15 protein-coding genes and 1 pseudogene are annotated in these 16503 nt (G+C 72.7%); 12 read left to right on the top strand and 4 right to left on the bottom strand.

What is annotated here, in order from left to right:
- Positions 1-9: 9 nt before the first annotated feature.
- From ACIQ8B_RS31175 to ACIQ8B_RS31140, 8 genes are read left to right on the top strand one after another with little or no spacing between them, the layout of a single operon-like run.
- Positions 10-1395 (top strand): L-fuconate dehydratase, encoded by a 1386-nt coding sequence (locus tag ACIQ8B_RS31175; protein ID WP_403551472.1) that lies wholly within the window; start codon positions 10-12, stop codon positions 1393-1395.
- Positions 1392-2153 (top strand): SDR family NAD(P)-dependent oxidoreductase, encoded by a 762-nt coding sequence (locus ACIQ8B_RS31170; RefSeq protein ID WP_290011475.1) that lies wholly within the window; start codon positions 1392-1394, stop codon positions 2151-2153. The genes ACIQ8B_RS31175 and ACIQ8B_RS31170 overlap by 4 nt, the downstream gene beginning before the upstream one ends.
- Complete coding sequence (locus ACIQ8B_RS31165) at positions 2150-3148, top strand: aldo/keto reductase (RefSeq protein WP_403551470.1); 999 nt, start codon at positions 2150-2152, stop codon at positions 3146-3148. Before ACIQ8B_RS31170 ends, ACIQ8B_RS31165 begins: the two co-directional genes overlap by 4 nt.
- Positions 3148-3888 carry a (Fe-S)-binding protein gene (locus ACIQ8B_RS31160; protein ID WP_403551468.1) on the top strand — a complete coding sequence of 247 codons (741 nt, stop codon included), beginning with the start codon at positions 3148-3150 and terminating at the stop codon, positions 3886-3888. The genes ACIQ8B_RS31165 and ACIQ8B_RS31160 overlap by 1 nt, the downstream gene beginning before the upstream one ends.
- Positions 3885-5399 (top strand): LutB/LldF family L-lactate oxidation iron-sulfur protein, encoded by a 1515-nt coding sequence (locus tag ACIQ8B_RS31155; RefSeq protein ID WP_403551466.1) that lies wholly within the window; start codon positions 3885-3887, stop codon positions 5397-5399. Before ACIQ8B_RS31160 ends, ACIQ8B_RS31155 begins: the two co-directional genes overlap by 4 nt.
- Complete coding sequence (locus tag ACIQ8B_RS31150; RefSeq protein WP_403551464.1) at positions 5396-6046, top strand: lactate utilization protein C; 651 nt, start codon at positions 5396-5398, stop codon at positions 6044-6046. Before ACIQ8B_RS31155 ends, ACIQ8B_RS31150 begins: the two co-directional genes overlap by 4 nt.
- Complete coding sequence (locus tag ACIQ8B_RS31145; protein WP_106411240.1) at positions 6043-6354, top strand: L-rhamnose mutarotase; 312 nt, start codon at positions 6043-6045, stop codon at positions 6352-6354. The genes ACIQ8B_RS31150 and ACIQ8B_RS31145 overlap by 4 nt, the downstream gene beginning before the upstream one ends.
- Positions 6342-7256, top strand: coding sequence for an amidohydrolase family protein (locus tag ACIQ8B_RS31140; RefSeq protein ID WP_403551462.1), 915 nt, complete (start codon positions 6342-6344; stop codon positions 7254-7256). Before ACIQ8B_RS31145 ends, ACIQ8B_RS31140 begins: the two co-directional genes overlap by 13 nt.
- Positions 7257-7349: 93 nt before the next feature.
- Here the strand turns inward: ACIQ8B_RS31140 and ACIQ8B_RS31135 are convergent, their stop codons facing one another.
- The gene (locus ACIQ8B_RS31135) at positions 7350-8042 is read right to left on the bottom strand and encodes a FadR/GntR family transcriptional regulator (protein ID WP_106416132.1); all 693 of its coding nucleotides are present in this window, start codon (positions 8040-8042) and stop codon (positions 7350-7352) included.
- A 251-nt stretch (positions 8043-8293) separates the two neighbouring features.
- On the opposite strand from ACIQ8B_RS31135, the gene ACIQ8B_RS31130 reads away from it, so the two are divergent.
- The 3 genes from ACIQ8B_RS31130 (at position 8294) to ACIQ8B_RS31120 (ending at position 12359) form a co-directional block, all read left to right on the top strand.
- Complete coding sequence (locus ACIQ8B_RS31130) at positions 8294-9967, top strand: glycosyl hydrolase family 95 catalytic domain-containing protein (RefSeq protein ID WP_403551460.1); 1674 nt, start codon at positions 8294-8296, stop codon at positions 9965-9967.
- Between the two features lie 105 nt (positions 9968-10072).
- Entirely contained in the window at positions 10073-11899 is a 1827-nt protein-coding gene (locus ACIQ8B_RS31125; RefSeq protein ID WP_403551458.1) for a glycoside hydrolase family 3 protein, read from the top strand.
- Between the two features lie 118 nt (positions 11900-12017).
- The gene (locus ACIQ8B_RS31120; protein WP_403551456.1) at positions 12018-12359 is read left to right on the top strand and encodes a hypothetical protein; all 342 of its coding nucleotides are present in this window, start codon (positions 12018-12020) and stop codon (positions 12357-12359) included.
- On the opposite strand, the gene ACIQ8B_RS31115 is transcribed toward ACIQ8B_RS31120, so the two are convergent.
- The 3 genes and pseudogenes from ACIQ8B_RS31115 to ACIQ8B_RS31105 all read right to left on the bottom strand — a co-directional run bounded on the left by ACIQ8B_RS31115 (position 12320) and on the right by ACIQ8B_RS31105 (position 13892).
- Positions 12320-13180 carry an endo-alpha-N-acetylgalactosaminidase family protein gene (locus ACIQ8B_RS31115; RefSeq protein WP_403551454.1) on the bottom strand — a complete coding sequence of 287 codons (861 nt, stop codon included), beginning with the start codon at positions 13178-13180 and terminating at the stop codon, positions 12320-12322. The two genes, ACIQ8B_RS31120 and ACIQ8B_RS31115, sit on opposite strands and share 40 nt — an antisense overlap.
- Positions 13181-13298: 118 nt before the next feature.
- Positions 13299-13571: pseudogene (locus ACIQ8B_RS31110) on the bottom strand (hypothetical protein); the annotation flags it as partial.
- Positions 13572-13589: 18 nt separating this feature from the next.
- On the bottom strand, positions 13590-13892 hold the full coding sequence (locus tag ACIQ8B_RS31105) for a hypothetical protein (RefSeq protein WP_403551452.1): 303 nt from the start codon (positions 13890-13892) through the stop codon (positions 13590-13592).
- 504 nt (positions 13893-14396) lie between these two features.
- Here ACIQ8B_RS31105 and ACIQ8B_RS31100 point away from each other — a divergent pair.
- Positions 14397-16376 carry an RICIN domain-containing protein gene (locus ACIQ8B_RS31100; RefSeq protein ID WP_403551450.1) on the top strand — a complete coding sequence of 660 codons (1980 nt, stop codon included), beginning with the start codon at positions 14397-14399 and terminating at the stop codon, positions 16374-16376.
- The last annotated feature ends 127 nt before the right edge of the window (positions 16377-16503 follow it).

The following is a 16503-nucleotide window of genomic DNA, read 5'->3' as shown; positions in this document are numbered from 1 at the left end:
GGCACCGAGTTGTCCGCAACCCCCGCGCGGATCGCCGCCGTCGACACCTACGACATCCGCTTCCCGACCTCACGGGAGCTGGACGGGTCCGACGCGATGAATCCGGACCCCGACTACTCCGCCGCCTACCTGGTCCTGCGCACCACGGAGGGCGGCCACGAGGGCCACGGCTTCACCTTCACCATCGGCCGCGGCAACGACGTCCAGGTCGCCGCCATCGACGCGCTGCGCGAGCACGTCGTCGGACGGCCCGTCGCCGACCTGTGCGCCGACCCCGGCTCGCTCTACCGCGACCTGATCGGCGACAGCCAGCTGCGCTGGCTGGGGCCGGAGAAGGGCGTGATGCACATGGCCATCGGCGCCGTCGTCAACGCCGTCTGGGACCTGGCGGCCAAGCGTGAGGGCAAGCCGCTGTGGCGGTTCCTCGCCGACGCCGACCCCGCCTGGCTCGTCTCCCAGGTCGACTTCCGCTACCTCACCGACGCCCTGACCCCGGACGAAGCCCTGGAGCTCCTGCGCCGGGGCAGGGAGGGCGCCGACGACCGGGCCGCCGAGCTGCTGCGCCGCGGCTACCCCGCCTACACCACCTCGCCGGGCTGGCTCGGCTACTCCGACGAGAAGCTCACCCGTCTCGCCCAGCAGGCCGTCGCCGAGGGATTCACCCAGATCAAGCTCAAGGTCGGCGCCGACCTCGACGACGACATCCGCCGCTGCCGCGCCGCCCGCGAGGCCGTGGGTCCCGACTTCCGGATGGCCATCGACGCCAACCAGCGCTGGGGCGTCGACGAGGCCGTGGCGTGGACACGGGCGCTCGCGGAGTTCGACCCGTACTGGATCGAGGAGCCCACCAGCCCCGACGACATCCTCGGCCACGCCGCCATCCGGCGCGGCGTCCACCCCGTCAAGGTCGCCACCGGCGAGCACGTGCAGAACCGCATCGTCTTCAAGCAGCTCCTCCAGGCCGGCGCCGTCGACGTCCTCCAGCTCGACTCCGCACGCGTGGCCGGAGTCAACGAGAACCTCGCCGTCCTGCTGCTCGCCGCCAAGTTCGGCGTACCGGTCTGCCCGCACGCCGGCGGCGTCGGTCTGTGCGAACTCGTCCAGCACCTCTCGATGTTCGACTACGTGGCACTCACCGGCACCACCGAGAACCGTGTCATCGAGTACGTCGACCACCTCCACCAGCACTTCCTCGACCCGGTGGTGATCGCCGACGGCCACTACCGGCCCCCCGCCTCGCCCGGCTTCTCGGCCGCCATGAAGCAGGCCAGCATCGACATGTACACCTATCCGCACGGCACGTTCTGGGTCACCGACGCCGCGGAGGCCGCCACGGCGGGCGCCGGTACGACGGCCGCCGGCGTGCCCGGCCAGGACACGGAGGTCCCCGCATGACGACCGCTCTCGCCTCACTCACCGCCGTCGTCACCGGCGGCGCCTCCGGCATCGGCCTCGCCACCGCGCGGCTGCTCGCCGAGCACGGCGCGGACGTCGCCGTCCTCGACCGCGACCCGAGCGGCGTGCCCGCTCCCCTGCGCGGCTTCACCGCCGACGTCACCGACGACCGCGCCGTCCGCGCCGCCGTCGAGGGGGCCGCCGAGGCGCTCGGCGGGATCGACATCCTGGTCAACAACGCCGGTGTCGGGGCGGTCGGAACCGTGGAGGACAACGCGGACGAGGAGTGGCACCGCGTGCTGGACGTCAACGTCCTCGGCATCGTCCGCACCACCCGGGCCGCCCTGCCGTACCTGCGCCGCTCCTCCTCCGCCTCGGTCGTCAACACCTGTTCCGTCGCCGCCACCGCGGGACTGCCGCAGCGCGCCCTGTACTCGGCCAGCAAGGGCGCGGTCCTGTCCCTCACCCTGGCCATGGCCGCCGACCACGTCCGTGCGGGCATCCGGGTCAACTGCGTCAATCCCGGCACCGTCGACACCCCGTGGGTCGGCCGCCTGCTCGACGCCGCCGCCGATCCGGCCGCCGAGCGCGCCGCGCTCGACGCACGCCAGCCCACCGGGCGCCTGGTGACCGCGCAGGAGGTGGCCGCCGCCATCGTCCACCTCGCCTCCCCCGCCGCCGGCAGCACCACCGGCACCGCCCTCGCGGTCGACGGCGGCATGGCCGGCCTGCGGCTGCGACCGGAGCCGCAGCCGTGACCCCGCGTCACCACCGGCTCGGGAACCGCGCCGTACGGATCAGCACACTGGCCTTCGGCGCGGCGGGCATCGGCAACCTGTTCACCCCCGTCACCGACGAGGAGGCCGCACGCGCCGTCGACGCCGCCTGGGAGGCGGGCGTCCGGTACTTCGACACCGCCCCGCACTACGGTCTCGGGCTGTCCGAGCGCCGTCTGGGCGCGGCCCTGCGCGCACGGCCGCGCCACGCGTACGCCGTGTCCACCAAGGTCGGCCGCATCCTGGAGCCGGCCCCGTCGGCCGCGGGCGACGATCTCGCCCACGGCTTCGCCGTCCCCGCCACCCACCGCCGGCGCTGGGACTTCAGCGCCCGTGGTGTGCGCCGGTCGGTCGAGGAGAGCCTGGAGCGGCTCGGTCTGGACCGGATCGACATCGCCTACCTCCACGATCCCGACGACCACATGGAGCAGGCGCTCGACGAGGCGTACCCGGAACTGGAGCGGATGCGCGACGAGGGACTGGTCGGTGCGATCGGCGCCGGCATGAACCACGCCGCTCCGCTCGCCCGTTTCGTCCGCGAGACCGGCGTCGACGCCGTCCTGCTGGCGGGCCGTTACACGCTCCTGGACCAGTCCGGGCTCGTCGACCTGCTGCCGCTCGCCGCCGAGCGGGGCGTCGGCGTCGTCGTCGGAGGCGTCTTCAACTCCGGCCTGCTCGCCGATCCGCGTCCCGGCGCCACCTTCGACTACGCCCCGGCACGCCTCGGGACGCTGTCCCGGGCACTGGAGCTCCAGACGGTCTGCGAGCGGCACGGGGTACCGCTGCGCGCCGCCGCCCTGCACTTCCCGTTCGGGTCCCCGGCCGTCACGAGCGTCCTCACCGGAGCCCGCAGCGCGGCGGAGGTCCAGGACGCCGCCGCCCTGCTCGGCCGCCCGGTCCCGGACGCGCTGTGGGCGGAGCTCAAGGAACGCGGGCTGCTCCCCGCCTACGTACCCACCCCCCAGGACACCGACTGATGCGCATCGCCCTGTTCCTCACCTGCTTCAACGACACCATGTTCCCGGACACCGGCCGGGCCGTGGTCCGTGTCCTGGAGCGGCTCGGCCACACCGTCGACTTCCCGTGGGAGCAGACCTGTTGCGGGCAGATGCACTTCAACACCGGCTACCGGCCGGAGGCCGTCCCGCTGGTGGAGCGTTTCACGCGGACCTTCGCCGCGTACGACGCCGTGGTCACCCCGTCCGCCTCCTGCGCCGGGATGATCCGTGACAGCCACCCCGTGCTCGCCCGGGACCACGGGTCCGCCGCGCTCCAGGAGGGGGTCGCCGGCCTGGCGCCCCGGGTCCACGAGTTCACCGAGTTCCTCACCGACGTCCTGGGCGTCACGGACGTGGGGGCGCGTTTCCCGTACCGGGTCGCGTACCACCCGACCTGTCACTCGCTGCGCGGACTGCGGCTCGGCGACCGTCCGCTGGACCTGCTGCGGGCCGTCGAGGGCGTCGACCTGGTCGACCTCCCCGCCGCCGACGCGTGCTGCGGCTTCGGCGGCACCTTCGCGGTCAAGAACGCCGGGACCTCCGGCGCGATGCTCGCCGACAAGGCGCAAGGGGTCCTGGACAGCGGCGCCGAGGTGCTGTGCGCCGCCGACAACTCCTGCCTGATGCACATCGGCGGCGGTCTCTCCCGCCGGGACAGCGCCGTACGCACCCTGCACCTGGCCGAGATCCTCGCGCACCGCGAAGGAGTTCCCCGATGAACGGCCCCACGGACCGCGGCGTCGTCTGGCTCGGTTCTCCCTCCTTCCCCGAGGCCGCCAGGAGCGCGCTCGAGGACGGCCGGCTGCGCGCCAACCTGAAGCGGGCCACCTCCACGATCCGCGGCAAACGGCAGGCCGTCGCGGACGAGCTGGACGACTGGGAGGCGCTGCGCGACGCGGCCGCCGCGATCAAGCGACGCACCGCCCGCCATCTCGACCGGTACCTGGTGCGGCTGGAGGAGTCCGTCACGGCGGCGGGCGGCACCGTCCACTGGGCCGCCGACGCCGCCGACGCCAACCGCGTCGTCACGGAGCTGGTGCGGGCCACCGGTGAGCGGGAGGTCGTCAAGATCAAGTCGATGGCCACCCAGGAAATCGGTCTCAACGAGCATCTCGCCCGGGCCGGGATCACCGCCTACGAGACCGACCTCGCCGAACTCATCGTCCAGCTCGGCGACGACCGCCCCTCGCACATCCTCGTCCCCGCGATCCACAGGAACCGCACCGAGATCCGCGATCTGTTCGCCGCCGAGATGGGCCGCTGGGGGCGTCCGGCGCCGGAGGGCCTCACGGACGACCCGGCCGACCTCGCCGAGGCGGCCCGGCGCCACCTGCGGCAGAAGTTCCTGGCCGCGAAGGTCGCCGTCTCCGGCGCGAACTTCGCCGTGGCCGACACCGGCACGGTCGTCGTCGTGGAGTCCGAGGGCAACGGCCGCATGTGCCTGACCCTGCCGCAGACCCTGATCACCGTCATGGGCATCGAGAAGGTCGTGCCCACCTTCGGCGACCTGGAGGTGTTCCTCCAACTGCTGCCCCGCTCGTCCACCGGCGAGCGGATGAATCCCTACACCTCCGCCTGGACCGGCACCACCGACGGCGACGGACCGCACGCGTTCCACCTGGTGCTCCTCGACAACGGCCGTACCGACACCCTCGCCGACACCGTCGGCCGCCAGGCCCTCGCCTGCATCCGCTGCTCGGCCTGTCTCAACGTGTGCCCGGTCTTCGAACGGACCGGCGGCCACGCGTACGGCTCGGTCTACCCCGGTCCGATCGGCGCCGTGCTCACCCCGCAGCTCGTCGGCGTCGAGAACGCCGCGTCCCTCCCGTTCGCCTCGACGCTGTGCGGCGCCTGCTACGACGCCTGCCCGGTGAAGATCGACATTCCCGAGGTGCTGGCCCACCTGCGCGCCGAGGCCGTCGAGGCCCGGCGGGCCGCCCAGCGTCTCCCGACGGCGGAGGCGGCGGCGATGAGGGCGGCCGCCGCCGTCCTCGGCTCCCCCCGTCTGTTCGGCGCCGTCCAGAGGGCGGCGGGCGCCGCCGGCCGCGCCGTCGCCCGCCGGGGCCGCATCGGCCGGCTGCCCGGACCGCTGCGCGGCTGGTCCGCCACCCGCGACACCCCCGCGCCGCCCGCGGAGTCCTTCCGCCGGTGGTGGCGCGAGAACCGCGAGAACGGCGGACACGGCCAGAGCGGCGAGAACACGAACGAGAGCAAGGAGGGGGAGCGTTGAGCAGCCGTGAGGCCGTTCTCGGCCGCATCCGCGCCGCACTGGCCGACGTACCGGCCACCGAGGTCCCCGACGACGTCCCCGTCCCGCGGGACTACCGCCGCAGTCACACCGCGCCGGACCAGGACGTCGTCTCCCTGTTCGCCGAGCGGGTCGCCGATTACCGTGCCACCGTCGTCCGCACCGACCGGGCCGGACTGACCGGCACCCTCGCCGGCGTCCTCACGCGCCGCGGTGTCCGGGAGCTGGCCCTGCCGCGCCTCTTCCCCGACACGATGCTGCCCGCCGGCCCCTGGTCGTGGCACGCGGAACCACTGGACGTGCCCGCCCTGGACGCCCTGGACGGCACGATCACACTCGCCGCCTGCGGCATCGCCGTCACCGGGACCATCGTCCTCGACGCCGGTCCCGGGCAGGGGCGGCGCGCCCTGACCCTCGTCCCCGACTACCACCTGTGCGTCGTGCACGCCGGGCAGATCGTCCCCGACGTTCCCGACGCCCTGTCCCGGCTCGACCCCGTCCGGCCGCTCACCTTCATCTCCGGGCCCTCCGCCACGAGTGACATCGAACTCGACCGGGTCGAAGGCGTGCACGGACCGCGGACCCTGGACGTCGTCGTCGTCGGCCCCACCCACCCGGAGCAGCCATGAGGATCGCCCTGCACACCCGCGTACGCGAGGACCGCGTCGCGCAGTACGAGGCCGCCCACCGCGAGGTGCCCGCCGAGCTCACCGCCGCCATCCGGGCCGCGGGCGTCACCTCGTGGACCATCTGGCGCAGCGGCCGCGAACTGTTCCACCTGCTGGAGTGCGAGGACTACGCCCGGCTGCTCGCCGAACTGGAACACCTCCCGGTCAACGTGGCCTGGCAGGCGCGGATGGCCGATCTCCTCGACGTCGTCCACGACTACTCCGAGGGCGGCGCCGACGCGGGTCTCCCGGTGGTGTGGGAGCTGTGACCGGCCGGCGGATCATCGACGCGCACCATCACGTCTGGGACCTCGCGGTCCGGCCGCAGCCGTGGATCACGGGCGATGCCCTCGCCCCGCTCGCCCGGTCCTTCTCGGCCCGGGACCTCGCCGCCGAGGCGCGGGCGGCGGGCGTGTCCGGCACGGTCGTCGTGCAGACCGTCTGCGTGCCCGGGGAGACGCCCGAGCTGCTGGCGCTCGCCGCCGGCAGCGGCCTGGTCGCGGGGGTCGTCGGATGGACCGACCTCACCGCACCGGACGTCGCCGACGCGATCGCCGCGCTGCGTGAACAGCCCGGTGGCGACCGGCTGGTCGGCATCCGCCACCAGGTGCAGGAGGAGCCGGACCCGCGCTGGCTGCTGCGCCCGGACGTCCAGCGCGGGCTGACGGCCGTCGCCGCGGCCGGGCTCGTCTACGACCTCGTCGTCAAGCCCCGTCACCTGGCCGCCGCGGCGGAGGCCGCGGCCCGGCTCACCGGGCTGACCTTCGTCCTCGACCATCTCGGCAAGCCCCCGATCGCCACGGGCGCGCTGGAACCCTGGGCCGCCGGCCTGCGCCGCCTCGCCGCCCTGCCCAACACCGTGGGCAAGCTCTCCGGCCTGGTCACCGAGGCCGCCCCCGGCGCGTGGCGGACCGAGGACCTCGAACCGTACGCGCGGACCGCCCTCGACGCCTTCGGTCCCCAGCGGCTGCTGTTCGGGTCCGACTGGCCGGTCTGCACCCTGCGGGCGGACTACGCGACGGTCGTCCGGACCGCGGACACGCTCACGGCGGGGCTGTCCCCCGCGGAGAGGGACGCGGTGTTCCACGACAACGCGGTCCGCCTGTACGGGCTGCGGGGCGCCGGACCGTCCGAAGCGGGTGCGCCCGGTGCGGGGACGCGGACGTCCTGACTTCCGGCCCGCCCGCCTGTTTTCCCCCCAGGCCCCGGAGAGAACCGGCGGGAGCCGGGGGGACCCGGGAGGGGGCGCCGTGCCGACGTGCCGTCAGAGCACGGGCCGGTCGCCCCCGAGGGTGCCGCGCAGCCACTGCTCGACGCCCGCCACGTGGACCGTCATCCAGGACCGGGCCAGCTCGGGGTTCCGGTCGGCGACGGCCTCGTAGATCGCCCGGTGCTGGTCCCGGGTGCGTCCCACCGCGCCCTCCTCGGTCAGCCCGCGCCAGATCCGCGCCCGGGTGGTCGGACCGGAGAGCCCGTCGATCAGCGAGCAGAGCACCGGGTTGCCGGCGCCGGAGGCGATCAGGCGGTGGAACTCCAGGTCGTTGGCGATGAGTTCTTCCAGGGACGCCTCCTGCGGGAGGCGGTCGAGCACCTTCTCCAGCTCGGCGACGTCCTTCTCCGGCATCGCCCGCGCGGCCATGGCGGCGGCGGCCGGCTCCAGGATGCGGCGGACCTCGAGGAAGTCCAGCACCGTGTCGTCGTGGTGGAAGTCGACGACGAAGCCGAGCGCGTCCAGCAGCAGGCCGGGCTCCAGGCTGGTCACGTACGTCCCGTCGCCCTGGCGCACGTCGAGCACGCGGATCAGGGAGAGCGCCTTGACCGCCTCGCGCAGGGAGTTGCGCGACAGCCCCAGCCGCCCGGCCAGGTCGGCCTCCTTGGGCAGCCGTTGCCCCGGGCGCAGCTCGCCCTCGACGATCATCGCCTTGATCTTCTCGATCGCCTCATCGGTGACCGGCACGGTGACCACCTCCTCAGGGCGACGACTATACATCGGATGAATGACTGTGCTTCTCAGTCGCCGACAGACGGATACATCCTATGTGTGGGCTGTAGAAGTGCCGCATCCTTGTTCATGAGTACATCCTCTCTCTATCGTGGCAAGCATTCATCCGATGTGTCACCGAGCACGTCGTGACCGGTGCCCCTCCTTCAGGGACGGACACATGCCTGAAACAGCCGACCACTCCTCCCCTGCCGACCCGTCGGGCCGTGCTGCGCGGCGCGACCGCGTTAGGCGCGCTGCTCGCCCTCTCCGCGCTGCCCGAGTTCACTCCGCGCGCGGCGGCCGCGCCCCGGCCGCCGCTGTCCCTGGTGCCGGCGGACCGGGCCGTCCTGCTGCGGTACTCCTCGCCCGGCGCCGAGGGCTCGGTCATCGAGCAGGGCCTGCCGGTCGGCAACGGCAGGCTCGGCGCCCTGACGACGGGCGGCTCCTCGCGCGACGCGTTCTACCTGACCGACGCCACCCTGTGGACGGGCCACGCCAACGCCGCACTGGACTCCGCGGGCCAGTTCCCGTACGACGCGGGCTCCTTCGGTACGTTCGGACTGCTGGCCAAGGCGTACCTGGATCTGCCGGCTCACACGAGCGGCGCGATCAGCGGCTACCGCCGGACGCTCGACCTCAGCAACGGCCTGGTCACCGCCTCGTACACACAGGGCGGCACGACGTACACCCGCGAGGTGTACGCGAGCGTGCCGGACGACGTGGTGGTGATCCGGCTCGCCCAGAGCGGCGGGGGTTCCTACACCGGTTCGCTGACCCTGACCGGCACCCGCGGCGAGTCCGTCACCGCCGAAGCGGGGGCCGCCAGGGTCTCCTTCGCCGCCGGACTCGCCAACTCCCTCCGCTACGCCGCCGTGGTCCAGGCGGCGGGCACCGGCGGCACGCTCTCGGCCTCCGGCGCCGAGGTGACCTTCACCGGCTGCTCCGAGGTCGTGCTGGTCGTCTCCGGCGGCACCGACCACAAGGCCGACCACGCCACCGGCTACCGGGACGCCGGCGTCGTCCCCCTGTCCGTCGCCCGCACGAAGGCCGAGGACGCCGCGGCCGTCGCGGGCACCGCGCTCCTGGCCTCGCACGTCGCCGACCACCGGCGGCTGCAGGAGCGGATGACCGTCGACCTCGGCGCGTCGACGCCGGCCCAGCACGCCATGGACACCCCCGAACGGCTCGCCGCCCGGGCCGCCGGCTCCACGCCGGACCCCGAGCTGGAGGCGGCCTACCTGCAGTTCGGCCGTTACCTGACGATCCGCGGGTCGCGCGGCAGTCTGCCCACCAACCTGCAGGGCCTGTGGGTGGACCGCAACAACCCGGACTGGATGGCCGACTACCACACCGACGTCAACGTCCAGATGAACTACTGGCTGCCCGACCGGGCGGGACTGCCGGAGTGCTTCGACGCCTTCACCGACTACTGCCTCGCGCAGTTGCCGGGCTGGACGGCCACGACGCAGCGCCTCTTCCAGGACCCGCGCAACGGCTTCCGCAACACCTCGGGGAAGGTCGCCGGCTGGACGGTGGCGATCTCCACCAACGTCTGGGGCGGCAACGGCTGGTGGTGGCATCCGGCCGGCAACGCGTGGATCTGCAACTCGCTGTACGAACACTACGACTACACCCGGGACACCGAGCACCTGCGCCGGATCCACCCGATGCTCAAGGGCGCCTGCCAGTTCTGGGAGGCACGCCTGATCACCACGACGGTCCCCGATCCGGACGCGCCCGGCGGCACCCGCGAGGTGCTGATCGACGACCACGACCAACCAGCAGTGGCGGCTCCGGGGCACACCAGCAGGGACGGGCGCCCACCAGGAGGGCGGGGGACGTGGCAGGCAGGCAGACAGGCAGGCGACTTCCGCTTCGTCTGGACCAATTATGTCTAGACCTCTTGTCCCCCTCCTCCTCCACGGGCTACGTTGCCCGCTGTTCGGAGCCCTTCGTGTTTCCCTCAACTCCCGCGCCCCCGAGGCCGGAAGGAGCATGTCCGCATGCAGGACCGGAGTCTGTCCAGGCGTTCCGTCCTCGCCTCCGCGACCGTGGTCGCCGCGGGCGCGACGGGTCTCGCGGGCGTGACAGCCGCCCCCGCCGCCGCACACGGGCGTGACAAGCGCTTGAAGAAGATCATCGCCAGGATGAGCGTCGAGGCCAAGGTCGGCCAGCTGTTCGTGCCCTACTTCTACGGCGCGTCGGCGACCTCTCCCAGCCAGGCCGACCAGGAACGCAATCTGCGGGAGCTCGGCGTCCGTACCGTGGCCGAGCTCATCGCCAAGTACCACCTCGGCGGGGTCATCTACTTCTCGGGGTGGACGAACAACATCCACGACCCGCGTCAGGTGGCCGAGCTGTCGAACGGTGTGCAGCGGGCCTCGCTCGCCCTGCCCACCCCCATCCCCTCCCTGATCTCGATCGACCAGGAGCACGGGGCCAACGTCCGCGTCGGCAGCGGAGCCACCCAGCTGCCGGGCGCGATGGCGCTCGGCGCGGGCCGCTCGCCCTCCGACGCGCGTACCGCCGGACGGATCTCGGGCACCGAACTCGCCGCCCTGGGCATCCACCAGAACTTCGCCCCGGTCGCCGACGTCAACGTCAATCCGGCCAATCCCGTCATCAACATCCGCTCCTTCGGCGCCGACGCCCGTGAGGTCGGCCGCATGGTGGCGGCCCAGGTGGCCGGTTACCAGGGAGCCGGCGTCGTGGCCTGCGCCAAGCACTTTCCGGGCCACGGGGACACGGGGCAGGACAGCCACACCGAGCTGCCCGTGATCACCCACACGCGCGAGGAGTGGGAGCGCGTGGACGCCCCGCCCTTCCGGGCCGCCATCGCCGCCGGCGTCGACTCGATCATGACCGCCCACCTCCAGGTCCCCGCACTCGACCCGAGCAACGAACCGGCCACCCTGTCGCCCACGATCCTGCAGGGCGTGCTGCGCGGCGAGCTCGGGTTCGACGGTGTGATCGTCACCGACGCCCTCAACATGGCCGGTGTGCGCACCAAGTACGGCGACGACCGCGTGCCCGTCCTCGCCCTCAAGGCCGGGGCCGACCAGTTGCTGTTCCCGCCGGACATCGACGTCGCCTACCACGGCGTCCTGGCCGCCGTCCGCGACGGGGAGATCACCGAGGAACGGCTCGACGAGTCCGTCCTGCGCATCCTCCGGGTCAAGGACAAGGCCGGTCTCCTCAGCGGCAGCCCCCTCACCTCCCCGCGGGAGGTCGACCGGACCGTCGGCGCCCGCCGGCACCGCCTCGCCGCCGACCGGATCGCCGAGCGCACCACCACCCTGCTGGTCAACGAGAACCGCACGCTCCCGCTCCGCCGCCGGCAGCGGAAGCTGCTCGTGGTCGGCGCCGACCCGGCCTTCCCCACCGACGGCACCCGGAGCACGGTGCCGGAACTGGCCAAGGCCTTCGACGCGCTGGGCTACAGCACCGCCCACCTCGCCACCGGCCGCTCGCCCGACACGGCCACGATCGACGCGGCCGTGGCCGCCGCACGGGGGCGGGACGCCGTGATCGTCACCACCGACAACGTCGGCGCCGCCAGCACCCAGCGCACCCTGGTGTCCCGGCTGCTCGGGACAGGCGTTCCCGTCGTCCATCTCGCCGTGCGCAACCCCTACGACATCGCCCACCTCGACGGCGTCCCCGCCTCCCTCGCCTCCTACTGCTGGACCGAGGTCGAACTGCGCGCCGCCGCCCGGGTGATCGCCGGCCGGGTCGGACCCCGCGGCACGCTTCCCGTGCCCGTCCAACGCGCCGACGACCCGGCCCGGGTCCTCTTCCCGTCCGGACACGGTCTGTCGTACGACCGCTGACGTTCCCGCAGCCCGCCGCCGGCCGTGTCCCTCACCCGGCGGGCGAGCCGAGCGCGAGGGACGGGAGCGGGCACGACCGGACGCGGGTCCGGCGCTGGTTGCGCCGCTGGAGCAGGCGGTGACGTCGCAGACCCGGGCCACGGATCTGCTGTGGACGTTCGACGGGGTGCGCCGCCTGGCCGATGCCCAGATCGCCCGGTACGCGCGGCGGGGGCGGAGGGAGGTGGACGAGAACATCCACGTCGGGCCCGGTCCCCTGTGGTGGACGTTCGCGCCCGAATCGGCGGCGGAAGCCGTGGACCGGGCACGTTCCGACGGGATCCGTCCCCCCGGCACGGCGGAGTACCCGGACGCGCCGTGGGCCTGCCGCGCCCTGAAGACCGACGTCGGAGGGGACGACGGCCGCTGGGACGAGCCGCGTCATCCGACCCTCGTCAGGCCCCAGCACATGAGGGGCTGAGCGGCGTGTGCGGTGGCCGGCGTCCGTGGGGTGGGACGCCGGCCGCCCGCGCGGACGTTCTCGTTGCCGCCGTAGTCGGGGTGGGCTGAGTCGTGACCCTCGGAGGCGTAACCCTTCTCCAGCACCCACTGCCCGAGGTTGTCGGTGGCGATGGAGACGCGCTTGGTGTGGTCGAGCGTCTTGAGGAACGGGTTCGTGGCCTGGCTCGCGAAGTTGAAGGGGATCCGCTGCACCACGCGCTCGGGCACCCGGTCCGCACCGAGCGGACGCCGCATGTGCGCGCGGTGGGCGATGGCCCCGTCCTGCCAGTCCACCGTGCCGTCGCTGTTGGCGTCGGCAGCGAGGACCACGGTCGCCCGGGGCAGTTCGTAGGTGGCGACGCGGGGGTCGGTGGCTCCCTGGGGCGCGTGGGTGTGGACGCCTGCGGAGAGTTCGGCGCGGCGGCGTCCGTCCCCGGTGTCGACGATCCGCGAGATCAGTCGGGTGTTCCAGTTGGTGTTGTCGTTCTGCGGCGAGTCCTCGGTCGCGTTGGTGACGATGCCCGCGGACAGCTGTGCGTTGCCCACGAACGCGTAGGGCGTGCCGACGGGTCCTTCGTCCGTGGCCGTGTCACCGGTGAGACGGATGAAGCGGTCGGCGGTCGTCGTCGAGTCCGCGGAGATCTTGGTGCGGGCCAGGTTGGCCCCCGGTTCGGAGGAGTCGACGGAGACGAGGGAGTGTCCGGGTGTCTCGAGGGTGCGCACCGTCCGGGCGGCCTCGCCGGAGATCTTCTCCACGGCGAAGACGACGGTGGCGTCCCCGGTCACCGTGAGGGTGGACACGAGAGTGAGGCCGGGCAGGTCCGCGAAGGTGGAGGTGGGTGGCTCTGCTCCCTCCCGCCTTCATGGTGGTGGTCGCGCGGTGCGCGGTGCCGTTGACAGTGAAGCTGTCCAGGGCGGTCGCCCGGCCGCCGAGGGTCCGCGTGCCCAGTCGGTAGGAGATGGCCTGGGGGAACTCCTCGGCCACGGTGACGGTCAGGTCGCCCCGGCTCAGCCGCACCGGTGTCGCCGCGGAGCCGGTCACCGCATCGGCCGCGGAGGACACGGAGAGCACGGCGCCGGCGGGCACGACGGTGCCCGCCGACACCGCCAGGCCGAGGACCAGTGCCGCGGCGGCCACGCGGGGGCGCAGAACACGTCTGCGTCGGGATGGGCGGGATAACGGTGTTGCCATGGTTCCGCCTCTCGCTCGTCAGGAGGTTTCGGCGTACTCCTCGGCCGGTCCGAGGTCGGGCCGGCGGAGGACTTCCACCCGGTCGCCCAGCCGTTCGAGTTCCAGCAGGGTGAGGGTGTTCCCGCCCGGCAGCGGTGCGGGCGGGCAGAGCGGGCGCCGGGGACCGGTCTCCCGGTGACGGCCGGGCAGGGGGCCGTCGACCCGCGCGAACCCCTTGGCCGCCCCTGGCGGGGTGAGGGAACCGCCGGCCGGCTCCGGGACCGTGAACCGGTCGCGGCCCGGGTGCGGTTCGTGGACGTTCCACGGGACGTACGGGTCCACGGCGGTGAGGCCCGGGGCCGCGGCCCGCCCGGGCAGGTCGGCCCGCCTGGTCGGAATGGACGCGGAAGTGATGCGGGGACCCCGCCGGAATCCGCAGCGAACGGGTCGGGAGCGGCCCAGGCGCGGCCTCCGGGCGGGACTGCGATCCCCCGGTGTTATCGGTGCCATGGCCAGCCCTTCCCTCCGCCGAAACCGCTGCACCGCGTCCGGCAGCCGGGCGTGCCGTGATCAGCACGGGGTCACACACGAGACTCCGAGGTGCGGCATGGCTCTCCCATGAAGCACGCCACGGGAACTATGACAGACGTTGTTATCGATGCCAACCGTGTCGGCACGGATGGGCCGCACCACGGGAAAGAGGCGCGGCACGCACCCTTGACTGTGTCCTGACACGTCTCCTACCGTCCGGTGGTCAAGACATCAGACGTCTTCTGTCATCTCCGACCGGTGTGCACGAGCACATCCCGGCTCCCCATTCGTCCGGCGACCCCGCAGGGAGACACCGTGCGCCTCCGAAGACTGACTCTTCTCCTGTCCGTCCTGTCACTCCCCCTCACCTCGGTGTGGGCCACGCCCTCCGCCCAGGCGGCGGCGCAGGCCCAGACCTTCCACGTGGACTGCGGTGCCGCCGCCGGCGGCGACGGCAGCCAGGCCAGGCCCTGGAACGCCCTGTCCACGGTCAACGCCCGTACGTTCCAGCCCGGTGACGCGATCCTCCTCAAGCGCGGCTCCGCCTGCACCGGGCAGCAGCTCTTCCCCAAGGGCTCGGGATCCCCCGGCAGCCCCATCCGGATCGGCGCCTACGGCAACGGCGCCAAGCCGAAGCTGGCGGGCGCCGGCCAGGTGACGGACGTGGTCCGGCTCGCGGACCAGGAGTACTGGGAGATCGCCGACCTCGACATCTCCAACAAGGGGAACACCGCGGCGACCCGGCGCGGCGTCCACATCACCCGCACCGACTCCGGAACGGGAACGTACTACCGGATCCGCGGGCTGGACGTGCACGACGTGAACGGCAACCAGACCAAGAAGGACGACGACGCGAGCGCGGGCATCTTCTTCGAGGTCCTCGGCCACACGACGCCGACCAGGTTCGACGACGTGGTCGTCGAGGACAACACGGTCCGGACCGTCGACCGCTACGGCATCCACTTCTGGACGCGCTGGATGACCCGGCCGGAGCTGAACAACCCCAACTGCGGCACCACCTGCGGCACCTGGACGCCGCAGACCCGGGTCGTGATCCGCGGCAACACCGTGACCGACATCGGCGGTGACGCGATCGTGCCGCACCACACCGAGGGCGCGCTCGTCGAGCACAACAGGGTCGACGGCTTCCGCGAGCGTGAACCGGCCCATTGCGCGGCCGGCATCTGGGGCTGGAACACCAACCGTGCCCTGTACCAGTTCAACGAGGTCAGCGGCGGCAAGAGCGAGTGCGACGGCCAGGGCCTGGACATCGACGAGGCCAACATCGGCACCGTCTACCAGTACAACTACAGCCACGACAACGAGGGTGGCTTCATCCTCCTGTGCAACGGCGCCGGCTCCACCACCGCCGACAACGTCGTGCGGTACAACATCAGCCAGAACGACGGCGGACAGCTCTTCGACATGGTCTGCGCCAAGACCAGCAACACACAGATCTACAACAACACCTTCTACCTCTCCCGCCCGGTCGACATCATCAACAACGCCAACGGGTCGGGCGCCGCGAACGCGGTGTTCAGTAACAACATCTTCCACGTGGCCGCGTCCGAGGCCTCCTACATCAACGCGGGCAGCCTGGCCTTCGACTCGAACGTCTTCTACGGCGACCACCCGGCCGGCGAGCCGGCCGACCCGAACAAGGTGACCGCCGACCCGAAGCTCGTCGCACCGGGCACCGCGACCTCCCGTGCCGACGCGGACGGTTACCGGCTCGGGACCGGTTCGTCCGCGCTCGCCAACGGCCGGCCCCTGGCCGCCCCCGGCGCCCGCGACTACTTCGGCAACCCGGTCACGGCCGGCTGCGTCCCCGACCGTGGCGCCCACCAGTCGACGACGGCCTGCACCGCTCCCACGGGGCCGTCGAACGGCGTGCACCAGATCTCCGCGGGCGGCCAGGCCATCGACGTGCCCGCCAACTCCACCGAGCGGGGCACCCAGTTGCACGGCTGGAAGTGGCACGGCGGCAACAACCAGAAGTGGACGGTCACCCGCACCGCGGACGGCTCCTACACCCTGCGGAACGTGCACTCGGGTCTGTGCGCGGACGTCCGTGACAACTCCGAGCAGGCCGGGGCGGCCATCATCCAGTGGCCGTGCAGCGGGGCGGCGAACCAGCGGTGGACCGCCACCTGGAAGAACGGCGGTTACACCTTGACCTCCAAGTCCAGCGGCCTGCTGCTGACCCTGGCCTCCGGTGCCGACGGGGGGCTGCTCTCCCAGCGGCCGGCCGCGTCCGGCGCGATCCAGACGTGGACCTTCGTCCCGCAGCCCTGAACCGGCAGGGGCGCTGTGACACAGGCGGGGGCGGCGGTATTGCGCCGTCCCCGGCGGTGTCACCCGACACCCGACACCGCACGACTCGTCCCAAGCGGCCCGCGTGGGCCGCCGGACCACACCAGAT

Source organism: Streptomyces sp. NPDC096105, from assembly GCF_044763335.1.
Taxonomy (GTDB): Bacteria; Actinomycetota; Actinomycetes; order Streptomycetales; family Streptomycetaceae; genus Streptomyces.
This window is presented reverse-complemented; position numbering and strand designations above follow the sequence as displayed.